We start from the raw sequence: 18,774 nt of genomic DNA on the forward strand, positions 1-18,774 counted from the left end.
CCAAGTGAGACGTTTGTTTGTTATACTCATAACAAATGAACGTCTCACTTTTTAAAACCAGACCACTATGACCTTGATTCTTGCCATCATTCCGGTATTGTTATTAATCATATTAATGGCATTCTTCAAAATGCCGGGCGACAAAAGTAGTATCATTTCCTTAGTCGTAACCATGCTGATTGCGCTCTTCGGCTTTGCCTTTTCTGCCGACAATCTGTTCTATGCCTTTTTATATGGAGCGTTAAAAGCAGTCTCCCCTATTTTAATCATCATATTAATGGCAATTTTCAGCTACAACGTATTGCTGAAAACAGAAAAAATGGAGATTATAAAGCAGCAGTTCGCTTCCATTTCCACCGATAAGAGTATTCAGGTATTGCTATTGACTTGGGGATTCGGCGGATTACTGGAAGCGATGGCAGGATTCGGGACGGCAGTTGCCATTCCGGCAGCTATTCTTATCAGTTTGGGATTCAAGCCGATATTCTCGGCTACGGTCAGCCTGATAGCGAATAGTGTAGCTACCGCTTTCGGAGCTATCGGAACTCCGGTACTCGTACTGGCAAAGGAGACAAACCTGGATGTTCTGAATCTTAGTACCAATGTCGTACTGCAATTATCAGTCCTCATGTTCCTTATTCCGCTTGTACTGCTTTTCCTTACCGACCCCAAATTGAAATCACTCCCCAAGAATCTGTTTCTGGCTTTATTGGTAGGCAGTGTTTCTTTAGCCAGCCAATACCTCGCTGCCAGATATATGGGAGCGGAATCTCCGGCTATCATCGGAAGTATCCTGTCTATCATCGTCATCGTTCTCTATGGCAAACTGACTGCATCCAAAGAAGAAAAGGCACGGAAAAGTTCGTTGAAGACGAAAGATATTCTGAATGCATGGAGCATTTATCTGCTTATTCTATTCCTTATTATTCTCACAAGCCCGCTATTTCCGGGATTGCGCCACACATTGGAGAATAACTGGATTACGAGAATCAGTCTGCCTATCAATGCTTCCACCGTAAATTACACTATTTCATGGCTGACTCATGCGGGAGTATTGCTTTTCGTGGGTACTTTCATCGGCGGATTGATACAGGGAGCAAAAGTAAAGGACTTGTTTATCGTACTTTGGAATACGGTGAAACAGTTGAAAAAGACTTTCGTCACGGTTATCTGCCTGGTCGGATTATCCACCATTATGGACGCTTCGGGAATGATTGCCGTTATTGCCACGGCACTCGCCACCGCTACGGGAAGTTTATATCCGCTATTCGCGCCGGTCATCGGTTGCCTGGGTACGTTTATAACCGGAAGCGACACCTCATCCAATATCCTTTTCGGCAAACTGCAAGCAAGTGTAGCGGGACAAATTCATGTCAGCCCCGATTGGCTTTCCGCCGCAAATACGGTAGGCGCTACGGGCGGTAAGATTATCTCCCCGCAAAGTATCGCCATCGCCACTTCCGCCGGAAACCAGCAGGGCAAAGAGGGTGAAATCCTGAAAGCAGCTATTCCGTACGCATTAGCTTATGTGGTAATTACCGGAATTATCGTCTATATTTTCAGTTAATTCCCCGAAAGTAAGTTTGACATAGTAAAATGTTGCAACTTAAAGATACTAATTCTTTGAAAAAAAGAAAGTCCGAGCTTGCGAAAGTTCGGACTTTTAATATTAAAAATTTTATTTTACTCGCGTAAAATGCAATCTCAGTGGAGCTGATTTCATGACAGGGTTTTCTCCAAAATCCTTGTACATGTCATAAATGTCTTTCATGAAATCCGTAGGTTCAAAGTCATCAATCGTACATTCCAATATATCTCCTTCACCAGACTGGATAATACGAAAGCCGACAACCGCTGAACGTAATTTTGTATTAGTAGCCGAAAAGTTTACATTAAGTGAGGGAAACTGCAATACGGCAATCTTAGCAATTACCTGCGATAGTGGTGCACTTTCTTCTTCGATAGTTTTTTCGACTTCCTCTTTATAAGTTATCACACAAGACGAAGTTCCGAAATAATTTTTCAAATCACTATTTAAAGTAGGAGTAAAAGTGTATTCTTCGTGAGAATTACCTTCAAACTTAATCTTATCTGAAGAATTTCCTGTTGGAAATGTACTCGTGTCCTGTCCCCACATTGTTTCATAAAATTCTGTATTAGAAATCTTATCGAATGCCCAAGTACCTGTAAGCAAATATGGCCCATTAATAACAATTGTAATGGTAGCATTATCACCATGTGCATATCCATCTCTTTCCGCCAAGCGTAGAACCAGCTTGTCCTTTCCTTCTTCCTTTTTCAAAAATTTAAGTGCTACTACACCGCTATTCTTGTTGTTAAGTACTGTTGCATACTTTCCTCCTACAAACTCAAAATGCGTACCTTCAATTGCAGTAGACAAAGGATCGACCTCAATATCCAATTTCGTTTCTTGTGGGACTTTATAAGGTTTACCTTCCAATGTTTCAAGAGTGACGCCATAGGAAGTACTTTCACTTAAAATCCCCTTATCGGTATTAAATGACATAAGAATCGCTTTATTACTAAGCAACTCAACAGTCGTATAACTCATAAGTCCAATTTTAAAGCCATTAGGAACTGTACCTAAATTTACAACTAACTCTTTCACATCATCCCCAATGTTTTCCGGAATACGTTTCACCGAGAGTACAGCTTCTGTTTCACCAGCTTTCAACGTAAATGCTTTTTCTGCAACAGTAAAATCTGTTCCCTCCACAGCTGTTCCTGAGAAAGAAACAGGGATAGAGATTGTTGTAGCAGCAGCTTTGTCAGCAATAACCTTTAACTCTACTTCTCCTTTTGCCATAGAATAGCGCGCCTGAGCAAAATTAAGTTCCGACACCGTTACCGGGTCATCATCATCGGACGAACAAGAAACCATTACAAGTGAACACACTGTAATTAAACAAAACAACATCTTCTTCATAATCTATGATTTTAAATTAATAATTATTGGACTATATGTTGATTATATTCCTCTTTGATGGCGTCTATCACTGCTATTTCATCTGCATTCAGCACTACGGGATCAGGAAGTTTATAATAATCACCCGCTCCAACAGATTCTATACGTGGCGGCACCTCATCTATATCCTCACAAGCGGAATAAACATTGCCAATCAATAACAGACATGTAATCAAAACCCATTTATGCCTCATATTCTTTATCATAATCGTTCTCCTTTTTATTTCTCAATTAATTCCGTATATCCCGGATTTTGTACCAACCCGTCCACCAAGTCTATTTCCCGTGCGGGAATTGGAAGCGTATACATATATTTTTTTGTCACATACTTCCGTCCGTTATATGCCGTCCAGTATTCCGGCATTCCGTTTCTCTTTTGTTCAAAGAAACGATCACCTTCTAAAAAGAGTTCCTTTCGCCGTTCACGTAAAATCAGCCCCATCAATGGCGTTAAAGCATTGCCTTCTGCGTCAGTCCTGATAACCTCCATATCTTGGATTGGTGGCAGATTATTCATTGTCAGATCCTTGTAATCACTGATACGGTGTGAACGAAGTTCATTGACTGAACGCAATGCCAGTTCCTGTTTACCGATATGATAATAACATTCTGCTTCCATGAGTTTAAATTCGGCCGCCCGCATGCCACAAAAAAACGTTTTTATAGCTATTCTTTTATTATCCACCCAAAGAGCATAACGGATATCGCTTATTTTCTCTTCTTCCGTAAATGTATCCAGAAATCTGCGGCTTACCGGGCGATACTGAAGATGAGTTTTGGAAGCTGTAATTTCCATAGAACTTGACATACTTCGGTAAGCCTTCAATAACTGGTTACCTGCAAGGTCGTAATTGGTGGTCATCATCTTTTTATAAGCTTCACCTTCCAATAAAGTGTACTTTGCCAGTAGTTCCTGTACCAATGGCAGAACTTTCTCCCACTGCTTTGTCCAAAAGTAAAGACGAGCCAGATACCCCTTGACCACATCTTCTGTAAAACGATAAAGATCATCGGAGATATGATAAGACAGAGAATGATTTAAATCAGACTCTATTAAATCGATTGTTTCCTGCATCGTACTACGAAGCGGTCTTTCTTCCATATCAAATGTCATTACCAAAGGCACGCCTTGTTGGTTGTTCAAATTGCCGGTCTGTGGCATTTCGCAATAAAGCCGAAGCAATTGATAATAGGCGACAGCACGCATAGCATAAGCGGTAGCACGTACTTCATTAGCTTCGGCGGTTCCACTCTCCTTCATTTCGTTCAAGACTATGTTGCAGTCACGTATTATCTGATATGGCATCCAGTAATACTCAGAAACACTCGCTACATTAAGCCAAGTTCCTATATAAATTTGCAAAGCACGCCCACTCTGTGATGTCAGGCAGACTTCAAAATCATCTCCATATGCTGCATCCAGATTTATCAGACTGGATGAATTTCCCAGTAACACCTTATCTTCACCCCTATCGATCTCATCCAAATGGTTATGCATTAAGGCAGAGAACTCTTCAGCAGTTTTGGGAATTGTTTTTCCATAAGGTTTGATATCCAAATAATTGCTGCAAGACATGAAGCATAAGACCACAAGTCCGTATATACATAAACTAATTTTTCCTCTCATAGTCTTCCTTTATTAAAATCCGACGGATAGTCCCATTGAGAACGTACGAGGAGTAGGGTAAACTGCTCCCGGAGTCTCGGGGTCAATGCCGGAATAGTTTGTAATTGTAAATAAGTTACTCATGCTGAAGGATAATGCCAATGAATTGATATGCACTTTCTGCATCCACTTTCCGACGAAATTGTACCCCAACATGATTGAGCCAAGTTTAAAGTAGGAAACATTTTCCAACATGGAAGCTTTGTTGATAGCATCTGAGTTTACCACATAATCAGACAATCCCAGATAATCACCCCGAGCGTCAATGATGCGCGGATGAGCATTAGTAATCGGATTATCAGGTGTCCAACGATTCACAGCGTCTTTTCGCACATTTAAATAATTTACATACAAATCATTTTCTTGTGTAAAAGGAGTTTCTACGACATGGGCTTCCATTGAACTATAACCTACCGGACATGTTATATTATTGAGGATTTTTCCGCCTAAAGAATAAGTTCCCCCTATGTTTAAATGCAACTGTTTATATGAAACAGATATTGAATATCCACCGTTCGTAGGAGCCGTACTCGTTCCCAAGTAAAATGCATAATTATTTTTATCATTACGGTCGGCAGCAGTTTGAAGTACAGCATCAGGACGGGTTTCATAAGTATAAACACCCGTTTTTTTGTCAATTCCCTGTACTTTTCCACTGATAATTGCTCCCAAAGGGTAACCTACATAATTAGTTCCCCAAAAAGATTTATTCCCATTATATTTTAATAATTTGTTTCGGTTATAAGCAATATTGGCAGAAACTGTCATATCCCAATCTTTAGTCTTGACCATATGAGCATTCAAGGTAACTTCAACTCCTTGGTTCAATAGCTCTGAAGTATTAAATGATTGTGTAGAAAATCCAGTCGTATAAGGTACATCAACAGAAGTTACAGCATCACGTGTACGGCGGTCATACAATTCAGCCTGCAAATGAAAGCGTTCGTCGAAAAAGCCTATGTCCATTGACACCTTCATATCACGTGTCTTTTCCCAACGCAGGTGAGGGTTTGGAGCATTTTTTATCATGCCGATACGATAATAATCAGTATCAGTCCGGCGGAATGACGTATCATAGTCCATTACCAGTTGCGGATAGACACTTTTGTTTATGTTTCCTGTATATCCGAATGCCGCACGAAAGGACAGACTACTGATTATAGGCTTTAACGATTGCATAAACCTTTCCTGGTCTACATTCCATGATAATCCCAGTGAGCCGGTAGGGTTAAACTGCTCTTTGCTACCGAAATTATTAGACCCGTCGGTACGTCCGGTAAGGCTAAGAATATAACGTTGCTTAAACACATAATCGAAGGAAAAATAGAATGAAGCAAAGGCGTCTTCCGTAATACTTTGTCCCAATAGCCCATCCATGATAGCAGCATAGGACAATAGGTCGGAATATTCCAACTTAGTATCCGACGGATAAGTAGGCATGGCAGAATTACCCGTGACAGGATCATACCCATACCGCTTTTCATAAATACTCTTGGCGTATTGTCCCCGGATTTCGCTTCCCAACAAGGCACTGATGTAATGGTCGTCAGCAAAAGTGTTGAAATAATGTAACTGTCCCCGCAGGTTGTAATTTGTATTGTATGCTGATGATTGTGTAATAGAGCCATATACACGATTAGTGTTACTATCGTTAAAAGGGCGGTCTATCCATGCTGCATAAGTATTCTTCCCATTAATATTATCGGACATATCCGCAACATAGCCATACGAAGCAAGTCCTTCAAAGCTCAAATTATCAAGGATATTCACACTCAGATTAGCAATCAATGAAGCCGAAATATTTTTTGTTTTGCAAGATGTCTCATCTATTTCCCGAATAATATTATATCCTCCTTCGGGCAATTTCCATTTGTACTGTCCGTTGGCGTTAGCTATCGAATAATAGGTATTATCCGCCGAGTAAGAACCGTCTTCATTATAGACTTTTTCATAAGGATTGGCGAAATAAGCGTATTTGAACGGATCTACATTCAGTGAAGGAGAGCTGGAGTGTTGCATAGCCATATCGGCAGTAAAAGCAAGTTTTACCCTTTTATTAGGTTTCATATCAATCTTAGCACTCACATTGTAACGGTCATAACCTGTCTTTCTCACTAATCCGTTATTTTGTGAATAGCCAAAAGAGACATAATAGGAATTTTTCTCCGAACCACCTGACAAAGATAAGTAATGGCTTTGTGATATAGAATTCCGAAACAACTCCTTGAACCAGTCCGTGGAATGTTCTCCCAATGCTGCAATTTCCGCATCTTGTTGCTCTTTCGTCATACCCGCATATCGCTCATACCCCAAACGAATCATACCAACGACACCTATTACCGGATAATGGCCACCTTCCGCAAACCCCTTGGCGGAAAACTCATCCCACAACTCTTGTTCCCAAGCCAATTTTTCTTTAGAATCCATCAGATTAGCATCATGAGGGGGAGCAGTAACAATAGAAACATTCGTTGAGTAATTGATTTGCATCTTACCCTCTCTACCTCGTTTCGTTGTTACCACAATAACCCCGCCTGCTGCACGTGAACCATAAATAGCCGCAGCGGAAGCATCTTTCAATACAGTGATAGACTCAATATCGTTCGGGTTGATACCGGCAATGCCACTAGAGTATATGTCATTAAAATCTCCCGCCTTGATCCTGCTAGTCTCAATACTCGGTATGTCCCGTTGTAAAGGTACTCCGTCCACTACCCACAATGGTTCGGCATTACCTGTAATCGTATTCGTGCCACGAATACGAATCTTTGCTGATTCTCCCGGACGTCCGGAAACGGCTTTCACATCCATACCGGCAACCTTTCCCTGCATCAACATATCCAGATTGGCGGTAGGGGCACCTTTCAGGTCTTTTGCCGTCAATGTCACCAATGAACCAGTAGTACGGCGTTTTGTCGTACGCTGGTAACCGGTGACCACCACCTGATCCAATTCCGACATATCATCCACCAAAGTGATATACCCCGAAACAGGCTTTGTCACTTTCATAAACAAGGATTTCATCCCCACATACCTAAACTCAATTTGAGTATTCCTGTCCACCCATAAAGAAACTTCGCCGCGATCATCGGCGACAACTCCCTGTGCTTTCCCTGAAACTATTACCGTAGCTCCCGGCAACGGGTTCCTGTCCGCATCCACTACTATCACCTTGACCAAGATAGTGGCAGCACCTTTCGGCGACTGAGCAAACAGACCTACAGCAATACAACAGAAGCAACCAAACAAACATGCTTTGAAAATTTCCAGATGCTTCATAAGTTTGTTTCTATTTATGATTAATAATATCTATATGTCTATGCGATTCATGAAGAAGATTTTCTACAAAATAGTAACGGATCAGATTCTGATAATAAGGGCACATCACGCCATGATCTTTTCCCGGAAGGATAAACATGTCAAACCGCTTATTTGCCTTAATCAAGGCATCCGCCAACCGGTAAGTGGAAGAAGGCGGGACATTCTTGTCTACATCCCCCGTGATTAGCATCAGCTTTCCTTTCAAGTTATTTGCCAATTCCATATTGGTCGGGATGTTCACGGAGAAAGCCGTTTTTCCCGTCTTCGGGTCTGCTTTTTCATCCAATCCATGAAATGTCTCTCCCCACCATTGAATATAAATATTGTTATCGTGATTGCCGGAAGCAGCTACTGCCACTTTATAAAAATCGGGGTAAGTCAACATAGCTGCTACCGTTTGAAAAGCTCCTCCGGAATGTCCGTAAATGCCTACCCTGTTCAAATCTATATACGGATATTTCCGAGCCAACTGTTCGATTACATATTTATCATCTGCCAGCGGATAGTCGCGTAGATTACCATAACTGAAACAATAAAAATCATGTCCACGCAGTGGAGAACTGCCTCTGGGTGCCACATTAATCACAATAAAACCCAGTTCCGCCAAAGACTGGTTCCCATTATCATCGAGTACAAAAGACTGCGGAATCTGATCGTCTTGCGGTCCCGGATATACATTGCTGATTATCGGATATTTCCTGCTTTCGTCCAAATTGAAAGGAAGATACATCAATCCGTATAAGTCCGTTTTCCCGTCAGCGGCTTTCACTTTCAGCAAAGTGGGCGGTTGCCATCCGGCTTGCTGCAAATCGCTGCCATCCATTTGCTCTACCTTATAATTCTTTCCCGGATTTTCTATGGACAACACATTCATCACCGGCAACAAATCTATACGGGAATATTTGTCTATTGCATATTTCTTGTCTTCTGATAGAGATAATTCATGATTACCATTACCGGGCGTCAACAAAACCTGCTTTTTACCATCCAAGCGTGCCTTATAAAAGAATGTATAATAAGGATTTATATTTTCCTCATTTCCATATCCGGCAAAAATAATTTCTTTTCTCAGCGTATCGACACTGGCGATACTGCCTGCTACAAGATTTTCACCCGTTGTAATCCGGTTCAACAATTCTCCATTAGCATTGTAAAGATAGTAATTCCCTTTCCCCGTACGTTCCGACCACCAAATGAAATACTTACCCTGTTCCAGTATTTTGTAATTGAACAAAGTTAAATTGATATGAGGGATACATTCTTCCGAGATCAGTTCGGTCACTGTTCCATCTTCCACATTAATCCGGCAAAGGTCTACCTTATCAGCCTTACGGCTTCTCCGTGTTATATAAAGAGCGGTAGATGAACGGAAAAAGTCCATCGCCACCAGTTGATCAGGATATTTTTCAATTGGTAATAACCTCCCTTCTCCATGATCGGCATCATACCAGTATATCCGATATTGGCGTACTCCGGCATCTCCCGGCATAGGCATCTTGAATGTATTCGTGACAGGTCGCGAATGACCGAGCGAATGAATCAGGCTTACTTCCTTCACTTCGCTCATATCTTGCATCATATAAATATACCGGTGTCCCAACCAGAATCCTCTGGAATTGGCAGATAGCGTATCTTTCGAATTATGATATGTATAAGCGGCATCCTCTTTTCCGTCGAAAGTGATTCTTTTTACTCTTCCGGACCGATTATCACGAACAAACAAGTCATAACCGCATCCAAGCATAGAATACAATGAATCGGCAGAATGGCAGGATTGTTTGTAATCCGGCCTTTCAATCCTCTTCTTTATCAAAGGCACCTCGGACAATTGACCGTCATTCATATTATAAACCATTGATTTGCCTTTCTTGTCCAGGTGAAAACGGCTGAAATCATTGTTTTCAAACCGGAATCCATATAACCTGATATTTTTTGCATCCAACGTATCTCCGGTAATCCGGGCATATTGAAGGACAAACCGTTCATTGTCTTTTATCAAGTTCCGCTTCTTACCGTTTTTTGCATTCACCAGATAATATTGGTGCCCACTTTCACGTCTTACATCATAAGTAAAGTTATGACTGCCTTTTATCCAATTGGGATAAAGGGACTTCCCTTTTATATATTGCTCCAGCGAATCAGCGGAGAATCTTTCCGCTTTTGTCCAATTAGCATCCTGCGCCAGAGCGGATATAAAGAAAAGGCCTGACAGGAATGCAATAACCAGCCTTTTCATTTCTTATACTCCACAGCTAGTTTGACCGCCTGCAATGCGTCTATAATGCCTCCGCTCACACAAAGTCCTTTTACCTGCATCGGACGCACGCTTTCTATTAATATCTCTTTCACCTGCGAAGCTTTCAACTTAGGAAAGTAAGCGCGTATCATTGCTGCTACAGCCGTGACCACAGGAGCTGCGATACTCGTTCCCTGTGATTCGGTATATTCATTTCCTACAGTGACTGATATTATTTCCGTACCCGGCGCAAAAACATCCACCTCATTCTTTCCATAATTGGAAAAAGAACAGGGTTTTCCTTGTTTATCCGATGCGCCGACCCTCATATAATTTGCGAAAGCATTTCCCGATTTGTCTTTTGCCGAAGGGAAATAGGCTACCCTATCAATATTCTTCTTATTATTGCCTGCCGCCTGAACTAATAAAACATCTTTTTTTGCCGCATAGGCAATAGCATCATTTACCATGCCGGCATCAGGAGATGTATATTTGCCTAAGCTCATATTAATGACTTTGGCACCATTATCCACTGCATAACGAATGGCACTGGCTACATCCTTGTCATATTCATCGCCATCCGGCACAGCACGGATAATCATCAACTTAGCCTGTGGATAAATCCCCGTCGCCCGAGCATCACCGATTCCCTGTCCCGCAATCACTCCGGCTACAAAAGTGCCATGGTCACAGCCTTCCACTTGCAAAACCGGATTTCCGTAGAAACAATCTTTCGGATTCTTCAAGTCATCTCCCATCAACAACCGTTTATCCGCATCATTCTCTATGCCGTCAATACGTTTTTTCATCAAGTCAAATTGTATCCGGTGCGTATTTCTCACCTCTTTCCAAAGTGCATCCTTGCCGCCTTTATACATATCGACAAACAGTGTCTGGCACGCGTCGTTCCACTTTTCACTTTCTACGGATAAATGCGTAAGTCCATTGATAGTCAATGTATCCATATCAACTTCGGGAGTCGTTTTCAAGACGGAATCTATCAGTTGATAGGCTGCATCTTTCATTGCATTATATCCGAAGAACTTGATATAATTGACAATGCCCGCTTTCTTTTTCATCTTTTCATAATAAGCGTATTCCGCAGTGTCTTTCGCTGACGTCGAATCTATACCTTTATATTTAGGAAAAAGCCGTTTGAATTCACGATATTCTTCTGTACCGGCACTGGTCATATTAAAACTTTTATCCTTAGTTCCCAAGAAGTTCCAACCGTGCAGGTCGTCAATATACCCATTCTTGTCATTATCTCTTCCATCCGCCTTTTCTTTAGGATTCCTCCAAAGAGCAGGTTGAAGGTCGACAATGGTGGTGTCTATACCGGAATCAATAATGCCGACGACCAATGACTTTACGGGTTTGATTTTCTTTGCTTGTAAGAAAAGGAGCGCTTCGTCCGATCTGACTCCCTGCAAGGTGTCTTTGTACATTTTGTGCCAACCAGATGAGGAAGAAACCTGCCCAAAAGAGGGAGTCGAGATGCTGAAGCAGGCAATCAGGAGTGCAGTAACACTAAACACTGACATAAACCGTGTCTCTTTCATTTGTGTGATGATAAGTTCTCTTCTCAGCCCCGAAGAAGAATCCTTAAAATACGAAGGCGTGGGGACTATTAACTTATTTTGGAAACAAGGCGTCTGGAATGCCGTCGAAGCAAAATAAGCAACAGTCTCCCACGCCATATATTATGACGCGAGAGATGCTAACCTATCTCCTTCTAAGTTTTCCAGACTTTTGTTTCGAGAATCAGTTAAACACTTTCGTGTATTCTAAATTTCTAATATGTCTGCCACATTACTGTGACGTTGCAAATATAACCGTTTATTTTTGATTATAGACATCTTTTTTTGCATAAATTTAGTTTTTAACAGATGAGGGTGCTTCTTCGGCATTTGGGTTGGATAATTTCCATACAGATTAGAACTCAGTAATCATTACATAATAAAAAAAACATCTATCATACTATCATTCATTTTTATATTATGTTAATTATCAGAAGAATAAGTATGATAGATACCTTTTTGGAAATGTATCTATCATACTTTTATCGCAAAAAGTTGGTATCTATCATACCAATACTGTATCTATTTTAGTGTAGTATCAGGTGAAAATACCCATATAAAGGCATAAAGATACCCACTTTATAGGATGATAACCCGTATTTGACAGCTTAATAATCCATTAGGAATAGCAGTCTTTTTATAGCCCACATATGTAGGCTGTATAGCCCGCATATGTAAACCGTACAGCCCACGCATGAGGGCTGTATATCACACATATGTGGGCTATAAAAAGACCGCTATTCCTAATGGATTATTAAGCCATGATAGTCGGATTTATACGGATTCATTGCAACAAAAACAAGCTATCTTACGCCTGTTCGACCTTTATTCGGCTGTTTTATTGATGATAGATACCCTGTTTTTGGTGGTGTAAGTATGATAGATACCTTCTTGTAAAATCATCTATCATACTTATTCTTCTGATAATTAAGATAATATAAAAATGAATGATAGTATGATAGAACTTTTTTTCATTATGTAGAATATTTTATTCAAGTCCATGCGATTCCAAACAAATTCTTTCTGAATAATAGATAAAAAGGGTAGACTTGATAAGCCTACCCTTTATTGAATTATTCTACTTATTACAAATTTTGAATTATCAAATCTGCATTGATATTAAGATCTGTATATAACTTTTTAGCCAACGAGACGGAAATTTTTCTTTTTCCATTCATTATCTGACTAAATACAGACTCATTTACCCCCAATAATTCCGCCGCATCCTTACGCTTTAAATTCCGACTATAAAAATAGTCTTCCATACATTGAATAAGCGGATTTTTCACTCTCAAAGGCAGAATATTCAAAAAACTATCTTCATATTCTGCACTTAGTTTAGCAAGACGGGATATTTCACGAACATATTCGTTATCCTCTCCCGGCTCCAGCAATCCTTTTTTCGTTGCTTCTTTAATTAATACATCCATACGAGAACGTATTTCATCATACTGTTCCCGTGTTGTGATGCAGTTGATGCTTTTGTCTGCCATAATTATTTTTATTAAGTTGGTTAGCCCAATTCAACTAACTGCTCAAAAAATTAAATCTCTGAACAATCTATTTTATCATATTCCTCGTGAGTACCTACAAACCTCAGTTCCATCACTCCACCGACGAATAATACAACAGCCACAATCCTATATTTGTTCCCTCCTATATTGAACACATATCTACCGTTTTTTACATAGTCTGCCGAGGGAAATGTGGCTTTTACATCATTGTGACTCTGCCAGATAGCTTCCGATACCTTCTCAACCCAAGCATTCAACGGTTTAACCGCCTGCGAATGCTTTCTAACAAAATCACTTAATAACAACTTATTAGATAGTATCAACTTAAATCTTGTTTTGTCATTGCAAATATATAAATTAATTTGCAATATTGCAAATTACATCTGAATATCATATAGCGATTCTTACTTTTCTGTTTTGCACAAAAAGCTTCCGAGGAAAGTATACTATCACATAAATTCGCTACATTTGTATTCATAATCAATCAACAATGATAGTAGATAGGCTCAATTACATCTTACTAATTGATAATGTCCAAACTTAAAACAAACGTACACATGAATACTGATTTTATAAACCTGACGAATGAAAACCTTGCCGACGAGCATTTATGTTGCATTATCCGCAGTAAGAAGTCTCATCCGGGTATTGATGCCAAACGCCAATGGCTTTCCGACCGGCTCAACGAAGGTCATGTCTTTAGAAAATTAAATGCAAAGGCTACGGTTTTTATCGAATATGCCCCTCTTGAAACAGCTTGGGTTCCTATCGTCGGCGACAACTATTATTATCTGTATTGCTTATGGGTACTGGGTAGTCCCAAAGGAAAAGGGTATGGAAAATCACTCATGGAGTATTGTCTGGCTGATGCGAAAGAGAAAGGTAAATCCGGTGTGTGTATGCTTGGGGCAAAAAAACAAAAGAGCTGGCTTTCCGACCAGGCATTTGCCAGGAAGTTCGGCTTTGAGGTTGTCGATACTACTGATAATGGATATGAATTGCTTGCTCTCTCTTTTGACGGAACAACACCCAAGTTTGCGCCAAACGCCAAGAAGCTAGAAATTGAAAACAAAGAGTTGACGATTTATCATGATATGCAATGCCCTTATATCTCTCAATACATTGACAGAATAAAACAGTATTGTGAAACAAATGACGTTCCTGTATCTTTCATCCAAGTGGATACGCTAGAAAAAGCAAAGGAGTTGCCTTGTGTCTTCAATAACTTCGCTGTGTTTTATAAAGGTGTTTTCGAAACAGTGAACTTAACGAGTATCGACTATTTAAAGAGAATACTCAAGAAATAAATGATAGCTCCGGCTTTTCTCCTAATATCCTGCAAATTGATTTGCAAATAGTTTGAAAAGCCGGAGTATAATACTCCTTGATTATACCACATGATACACCACTTCATGCGCTTCCGTCAACAAAGGAATCTCCAGTTTATCCAACATCTTATCCAGTACGGATTCGGGAAGTGCATATTCCCTGCTCTTATTCTGTTGACGCCAAGTGTGATACGGTTGTTCCAGATAGACAATCTTCACTTTTGCGCCATAATCCACAAACAAGTCTATCAGTTGTGCCCGCATCTGACGGGTAATGTTTGTTGCATTCCAAACAAAATCCTGCCCTTTGCGAAGATACGTTCGTGCTTCTTCCTTTGCCGTTTGCACTACCCACCCGTTCGCTGATTTGTCCGTAGGGCTCAATTTGTACTTTCGACGAATGGCGTCCAGGCTCACCACCGGCATATCCATGCCGGAAGATTGGATATAATAATCTTTCCCCATTCCCGGAAGCCCTGACAACATCGTGACTTCACATTTAAACTGTTCGTGGGGGACATAATCAATATAACTGCCCGCTGTATGGAAGTAATGAAAGCGTGCATAATCAGTGGCAAACCCTCTCGGTTTGTTCCAACAATCCTGTTCGCGGCAGAAAATCTCAAATAGTTCCACAGCTTCCAACAACTCTTTTTTATCGTCACAGACACGTCCCCTGACATCGGCTTCGGACAGTATCTTCAATAATAATGCATCTACCCGCAAAGAAGCCTCGCAGAGCTTTTTTACAGAGTCCGGCTTTTCCATCAGCCAAATGGGTAACCCATGATAACGGACTAAAGACGCAATCTGTTCCCGGATACGGAAGGGGGCGGGACAATCCCGATATAAAATAGTACGGGCAGTGTATTCCCCTTTGCGGGCATGTCCTTTGGCAGACACTCTCCCCTCTCCCTCATCCACAGAGGTCGAACGTTTCTCCACATCATGCAACAATGCGGCTGACCATACTATTTCTTTCTCCAAAGCAGAAAGAGACTGATAAGCAGCAGATTGCTGCAATGCTTCCAGCACCATACGGGTGTGTACCGCTACATTCCCTTCCGCATGATAACGAGTATCCTGCGGAACGGTATTCATTTCGCGCACCCACCCGAACTGTTGTTCGAGTGAGCTCCACGATTTATCTTCTATCAATTTCCAATCCATAACTTATTCCTCCTTTTCATTAGCAAATTCCCAGGTAAGCCGGGCACGCTTCCAGTTACGCGTCCAATGCTCGTCTGTCTTGACGTGCCCTTTCCGCACATACTTAAATACATTCTGCGCAAATCCGCTTACCGGATACTCTTCGATATTACGGCTGACTACCCCTTCACGGGTACAAGCCTCTTTTGTCCACGGGTCGCAAGAACCGAAGACCGACGGTTCTTGTGCCATATGGATGATTTCCTGTTTCAGAAGCTCCGGCGTCAAACCGGAAACAGGCTCTATTTTCAACTCCGGAACAGTAGGAAAATCAAATAAAGCCGCATAGAACTTCACTTCTTCCCATGACAGCCACTGGTCCATGCAACGAACCGCAAACACATAAAAATGCGTTTCCAACCGCTGATATTCAATAGAATGTACGGCATACAGATTCTCTCCGAAGATTTCTATATCACCTAAATCATTCTTTATCAGTTCCCAACGCTCACGCAGTTGCCTCGTCCACGGTGAAGTGGTCGGCGCAGCATGCGAACGGGCAAAGACACCCCACTGGCTCAAACAATTATTCTCTCCGTCCAACTTTTCGGTATGTACCAATGTCCCAATCCGTTGGATGTCCTCCCAATACGTATGATTAATCCGGTCATCACTAGTCGTTCCGGGAGAGAACGGATAGTGATAGGTACGACCATATTTCTCTGATATCATTTTCTTCTTCTTTTTTAATTAATTACTAAATTCTTAAATCACACAGCTAGATGAGCGACTCTTGAATCACCTTCACCGGATTTCCCCGTTGAAGATGATTATGGTTGCTCCAATTCTCCTGTGCCTGAATCATGGCTTGTTCCATTGTCCAGGACGAGAGCTTCACCAGCAAGCGTTCCGTAGCCAATTTCTTATTCTGCCATTGCGAGCGTTGGTCGGAAGCTACCACACTCATCCCTGTCGGGATATGCACTGCACGGACAGCAGACTCAGTTTTATTGACGTGTTGCCCGCCCGGACCGGAAGCCCGCAGGGTTTCATAACGGAAATCATGTTCCGTTGCCTCCTGACTTTCGGACAGGACAAAGGAATGTACGCCGACAAACCAATTCTTACGCTTATGATAAATGCGGTACGGGCTTTGGGCAATCCATTGCACCGTTCCTTCCCATTCATCAACCAATTCACCGCTAGCTGCGCCTTGAAGAGAGATTGTAGCCGAAAGCAGCGTCCGGTTCACCGGACCTGTTTCCCGTTCTATCATCTCTACTTTCAATCCTTTTGCCTGTGCCTGTCTCACTATTCGTTCAAGCACCAATGCCACCACCCGGCAACACTCCGCAGGTCCCCTGCCGGAAGTTATCTGCAAATAGACTTTCTCTTTCATCGCATCACTCCTTATTCATTCGTACGATACGGGGCATAAATCTACCTTGTACTTCCACCAGCGTCTCCTGCGTATGCATCACCCGGTCGATGTCCTTGTATGCCAACGGCATTTCTTCCACACTTCCGCCAATCAAGGTCACTCCGGCGTGCGACAACATCTTTTTCAAAGCCGATTGCGTAAAGCTGTCCTTCGCCTTTTGGCGGGACATGGCTCTGCCCGCTCCGTGAGAAGCAGAGTTCAAAGCGTCTTCCACCCCCTTGCCACAAACGAGGTATCCTGCCGTAGCCATGCTGCCGGGAATCAATCCCGGTTGTCCTTCTTGTGCCGGAGTAGCCCCTTTGCGATGCACGATTGCCATACGTCCCGGAGCAATCTCTTCCTTCCAGGCAAAGTTGTGATGATTGTTGACATTGGCAAGCGGCTTCAATCCCAGTGCTTTCGCCAGGTTCAGATGAATCCGTTCGTGGCAGGCACGGGCATAGTCTCCTGCCAGGTTCATGCTCATCCAATACTCCTGCCCTGCTTCGGAATCCAAATCCAGCCAGGCAAAATGCTGCGCTTCACGGGGAAGCCGGCATACTTCACGCGCCAACAAGCTGTAATGTTTGGCAATGGCAGCTCCCAGTCCGCGCGAACCGGAATGTGACAATAAAGCCACATAACTCCCTTCGGGAAGATTCAGCACATTATGTTCTTGCAAAGTTATTTCTCCAAACTCCACAAAATGGTTTCCACCACCGGAACTTCCAAGCTGGCGTACCGCCTTTCCCTGCAAATCCCTCAATAAAGGAGTCAGACGGAATTCTTCCCTGTCCAGCACCTCATGTTCCTGCTCAAAGCCTAATCCGCCGTCCATACCGAAATGGGTGAAATCCTTCAAGGCTTCTTTTATCTGATACGAATACCGTTTCAGGAAATCCGCACCGGCATCAAATACCGTCAGGCTCATCCGGCAGCCGATGTCAACTCCCACGGCATACGGAATCACCGCATTGTCGGTGGCAAGCACTCCGCCGATAGGCAACCCGTAGCCGGCATGGGCATCGGGCATCAGTGCTCCGGCTACCGTCACGGGCAGGCGCATTGCCAGGTTCATTTGCTGTTTGGCGAGCGTCTCGATGAATTTTCCCCCGTAGGTTTTATACATCAGCGGCTCGTCCGATAAATCATAAGTCCTGAAGTCCTTCGCTATCACAGTGGGCGAAAGGCGTTCGGCGAGCTTATTCCAAATTTCGTTGTTTTTATAAGATTCGGGATGTTCGAGTATATCACCCAATGTCTTTTCAATCTGTTCTTTGGTGGCATGTTTGCAATGTTTGCTTACAATATCCACTACCAGACTACGAGCTACATTATCCCGGTATCCCAGTTTACTTAAATCTTTTAATCGTATTCCCATACTTTTTTTCTGTTCGCATACAGCATTCCCTGACCACCCCACAGGCGGCAGACAATGTAATACACGGTATAACCAATGCTTCGGAAACGGATACAAAACATCCATTCACAGCATTGAAGTGAATTATTTTAAAAATAAAAAATGTGATTGCAGGACTAATCAACCATTACCGCGTAATAGTAGAATTGCGGTA

General features: G+C 42.1%; 15 protein-coding genes. 3 read left to right on the forward strand and 12 right to left on the reverse strand.

The window, feature by feature from the left end; genetic code table 11:
• The first annotated feature begins 67 nt into the window (after positions 1-67).
• Positions 68-1,567: an L-lactate permease gene (locus ACGHVY_RS11500; RefSeq protein ID WP_390599130.1), complete on the forward strand. Its 1,500-nt coding sequence runs from the start codon at positions 68-70 to the stop codon at positions 1,565-1,567.
• 111 nt (positions 1,568-1,678) lie between these two features.
• Here the strand turns inward: ACGHVY_RS11500 and ACGHVY_RS11505 are convergent, their stop codons facing one another.
• From ACGHVY_RS11505 to ACGHVY_RS11530, 6 genes are read right to left on the reverse strand one after another with little or no spacing between them, the layout of a single operon-like run.
• Positions 1,679-2,947: a Calx-beta domain-containing protein gene (locus tag ACGHVY_RS11505; protein WP_390599132.1), complete on the reverse strand. Its 1,269-nt coding sequence runs from the start codon at positions 2,945-2,947 to the stop codon at positions 1,679-1,681.
• A gap of 23 nt (positions 2,948-2,970) precedes the next feature.
• On the reverse strand, positions 2,971-3,192 hold the full coding sequence (locus ACGHVY_RS11510; protein WP_390599134.1) for a hypothetical protein: 222 nt from the start codon (positions 3,190-3,192) through the stop codon (positions 2,971-2,973).
• A 14-nt stretch (positions 3,193-3,206) separates the two neighbouring features.
• A complete protein-coding gene (locus ACGHVY_RS11515; protein WP_390599135.1) occupies positions 3,207-4,613 on the reverse strand; it encodes a RagB/SusD family nutrient uptake outer membrane protein in 1,407 nt (468 codons plus the stop codon).
• A 12-nt stretch (positions 4,614-4,625) separates the two neighbouring features.
• Complete coding sequence (locus tag ACGHVY_RS11520) at positions 4,626-7,931, reverse strand: SusC/RagA family TonB-linked outer membrane protein (RefSeq protein ID WP_390599137.1); 3,306 nt, start codon at positions 7,929-7,931, stop codon at positions 4,626-4,628.
• A gap of 10 nt (positions 7,932-7,941) precedes the next feature.
• Complete coding sequence (locus ACGHVY_RS11525) at positions 7,942-10,209, reverse strand: prolyl oligopeptidase family serine peptidase (RefSeq protein WP_390599139.1); 2,268 nt, start codon at positions 10,207-10,209, stop codon at positions 7,942-7,944.
• Positions 10,206-11,909 (reverse strand): S8 family serine peptidase, encoded by a 1,704-nt coding sequence (locus ACGHVY_RS11530; RefSeq protein WP_390599141.1) that lies wholly within the window; start codon positions 11,907-11,909, stop codon positions 10,206-10,208. Before ACGHVY_RS11530 ends, ACGHVY_RS11525 begins: the two co-directional genes overlap by 4 nt.
• A 574-nt stretch (positions 11,910-12,483) precedes the next feature.
• Here ACGHVY_RS11530 and ACGHVY_RS11535 point away from each other — a divergent pair.
• Entirely contained in the window at positions 12,484-12,663 is a 180-nt protein-coding gene (locus tag ACGHVY_RS11535; RefSeq protein ID WP_390599143.1) for a hypothetical protein, read from the forward strand.
• Positions 12,664-12,874: 211 nt separating this feature from the next.
• Here ACGHVY_RS11535 and ACGHVY_RS11540 read toward each other — a convergent pair whose 3' ends face one another.
• Together ACGHVY_RS11540 and ACGHVY_RS11545 are read right to left on the reverse strand one after the other, a co-directional pair.
• Complete coding sequence (locus tag ACGHVY_RS11540) at positions 12,875-13,282, reverse strand: helix-turn-helix domain-containing protein (protein WP_308744752.1); 408 nt, start codon at positions 13,280-13,282, stop codon at positions 12,875-12,877.
• A gap of 50 nt (positions 13,283-13,332) precedes the next feature.
• Positions 13,333-13,626, reverse strand: a complete 294-nt coding sequence (locus ACGHVY_RS11545) for a type II toxin-antitoxin system HigB family toxin (protein WP_390599146.1) — start codon at positions 13,624-13,626, stop codon at positions 13,333-13,335.
• 234 nt (positions 13,627-13,860) lie between these two features.
• On the opposite strand from ACGHVY_RS11545, the gene ACGHVY_RS11550 reads away from it, so the two are divergent.
• A complete protein-coding gene (locus ACGHVY_RS11550) occupies positions 13,861-14,610 on the forward strand; it encodes a GNAT family N-acetyltransferase (protein WP_390599148.1) in 750 nt (249 codons plus the stop codon).
• A gap of 81 nt (positions 14,611-14,691) precedes the next feature.
• Here the strand turns inward: ACGHVY_RS11550 and ACGHVY_RS11555 are convergent, their stop codons facing one another.
• From ACGHVY_RS11555 to ACGHVY_RS11570, 4 genes are read right to left on the reverse strand one after another with little or no spacing between them, the layout of a single operon-like run.
• Positions 14,692-15,801, reverse strand: coding sequence for an AAA family ATPase (locus tag ACGHVY_RS11555; RefSeq protein ID WP_390599150.1), 1,110 nt, complete (start codon positions 15,799-15,801; stop codon positions 14,692-14,694).
• A gap of 3 nt (positions 15,802-15,804) precedes the next feature.
• The gene (locus tag ACGHVY_RS11560) at positions 15,805-16,512 is read right to left on the reverse strand and encodes an RNA ligase family protein (RefSeq protein WP_390599152.1); all 708 of its coding nucleotides are present in this window, start codon (positions 16,510-16,512) and stop codon (positions 15,805-15,807) included.
• A 46-nt stretch (positions 16,513-16,558) separates the two neighbouring features.
• The gene (prfH, locus tag ACGHVY_RS11565) at positions 16,559-17,179 is read right to left on the reverse strand and encodes a peptide chain release factor H (RefSeq protein WP_175628934.1); all 621 of its coding nucleotides are present in this window, start codon (positions 17,177-17,179) and stop codon (positions 16,559-16,561) included.
• A gap of 4 nt (positions 17,180-17,183) precedes the next feature.
• Positions 17,184-18,581 carry an RtcB family protein gene (locus ACGHVY_RS11570; protein ID WP_390599154.1) on the reverse strand — a complete coding sequence of 466 codons (1,398 nt, stop codon included), beginning with the start codon at positions 18,579-18,581 and terminating at the stop codon, positions 17,184-17,186.
• Positions 18,582-18,774 lie beyond the last annotated feature (193 nt).

It is taken from the genome of Bacteroides sp. f07, assembly GCF_042854785.1.
GTDB lineage: Bacteria > Bacteroidota > Bacteroidia > Bacteroidales > Bacteroidaceae > Bacteroides.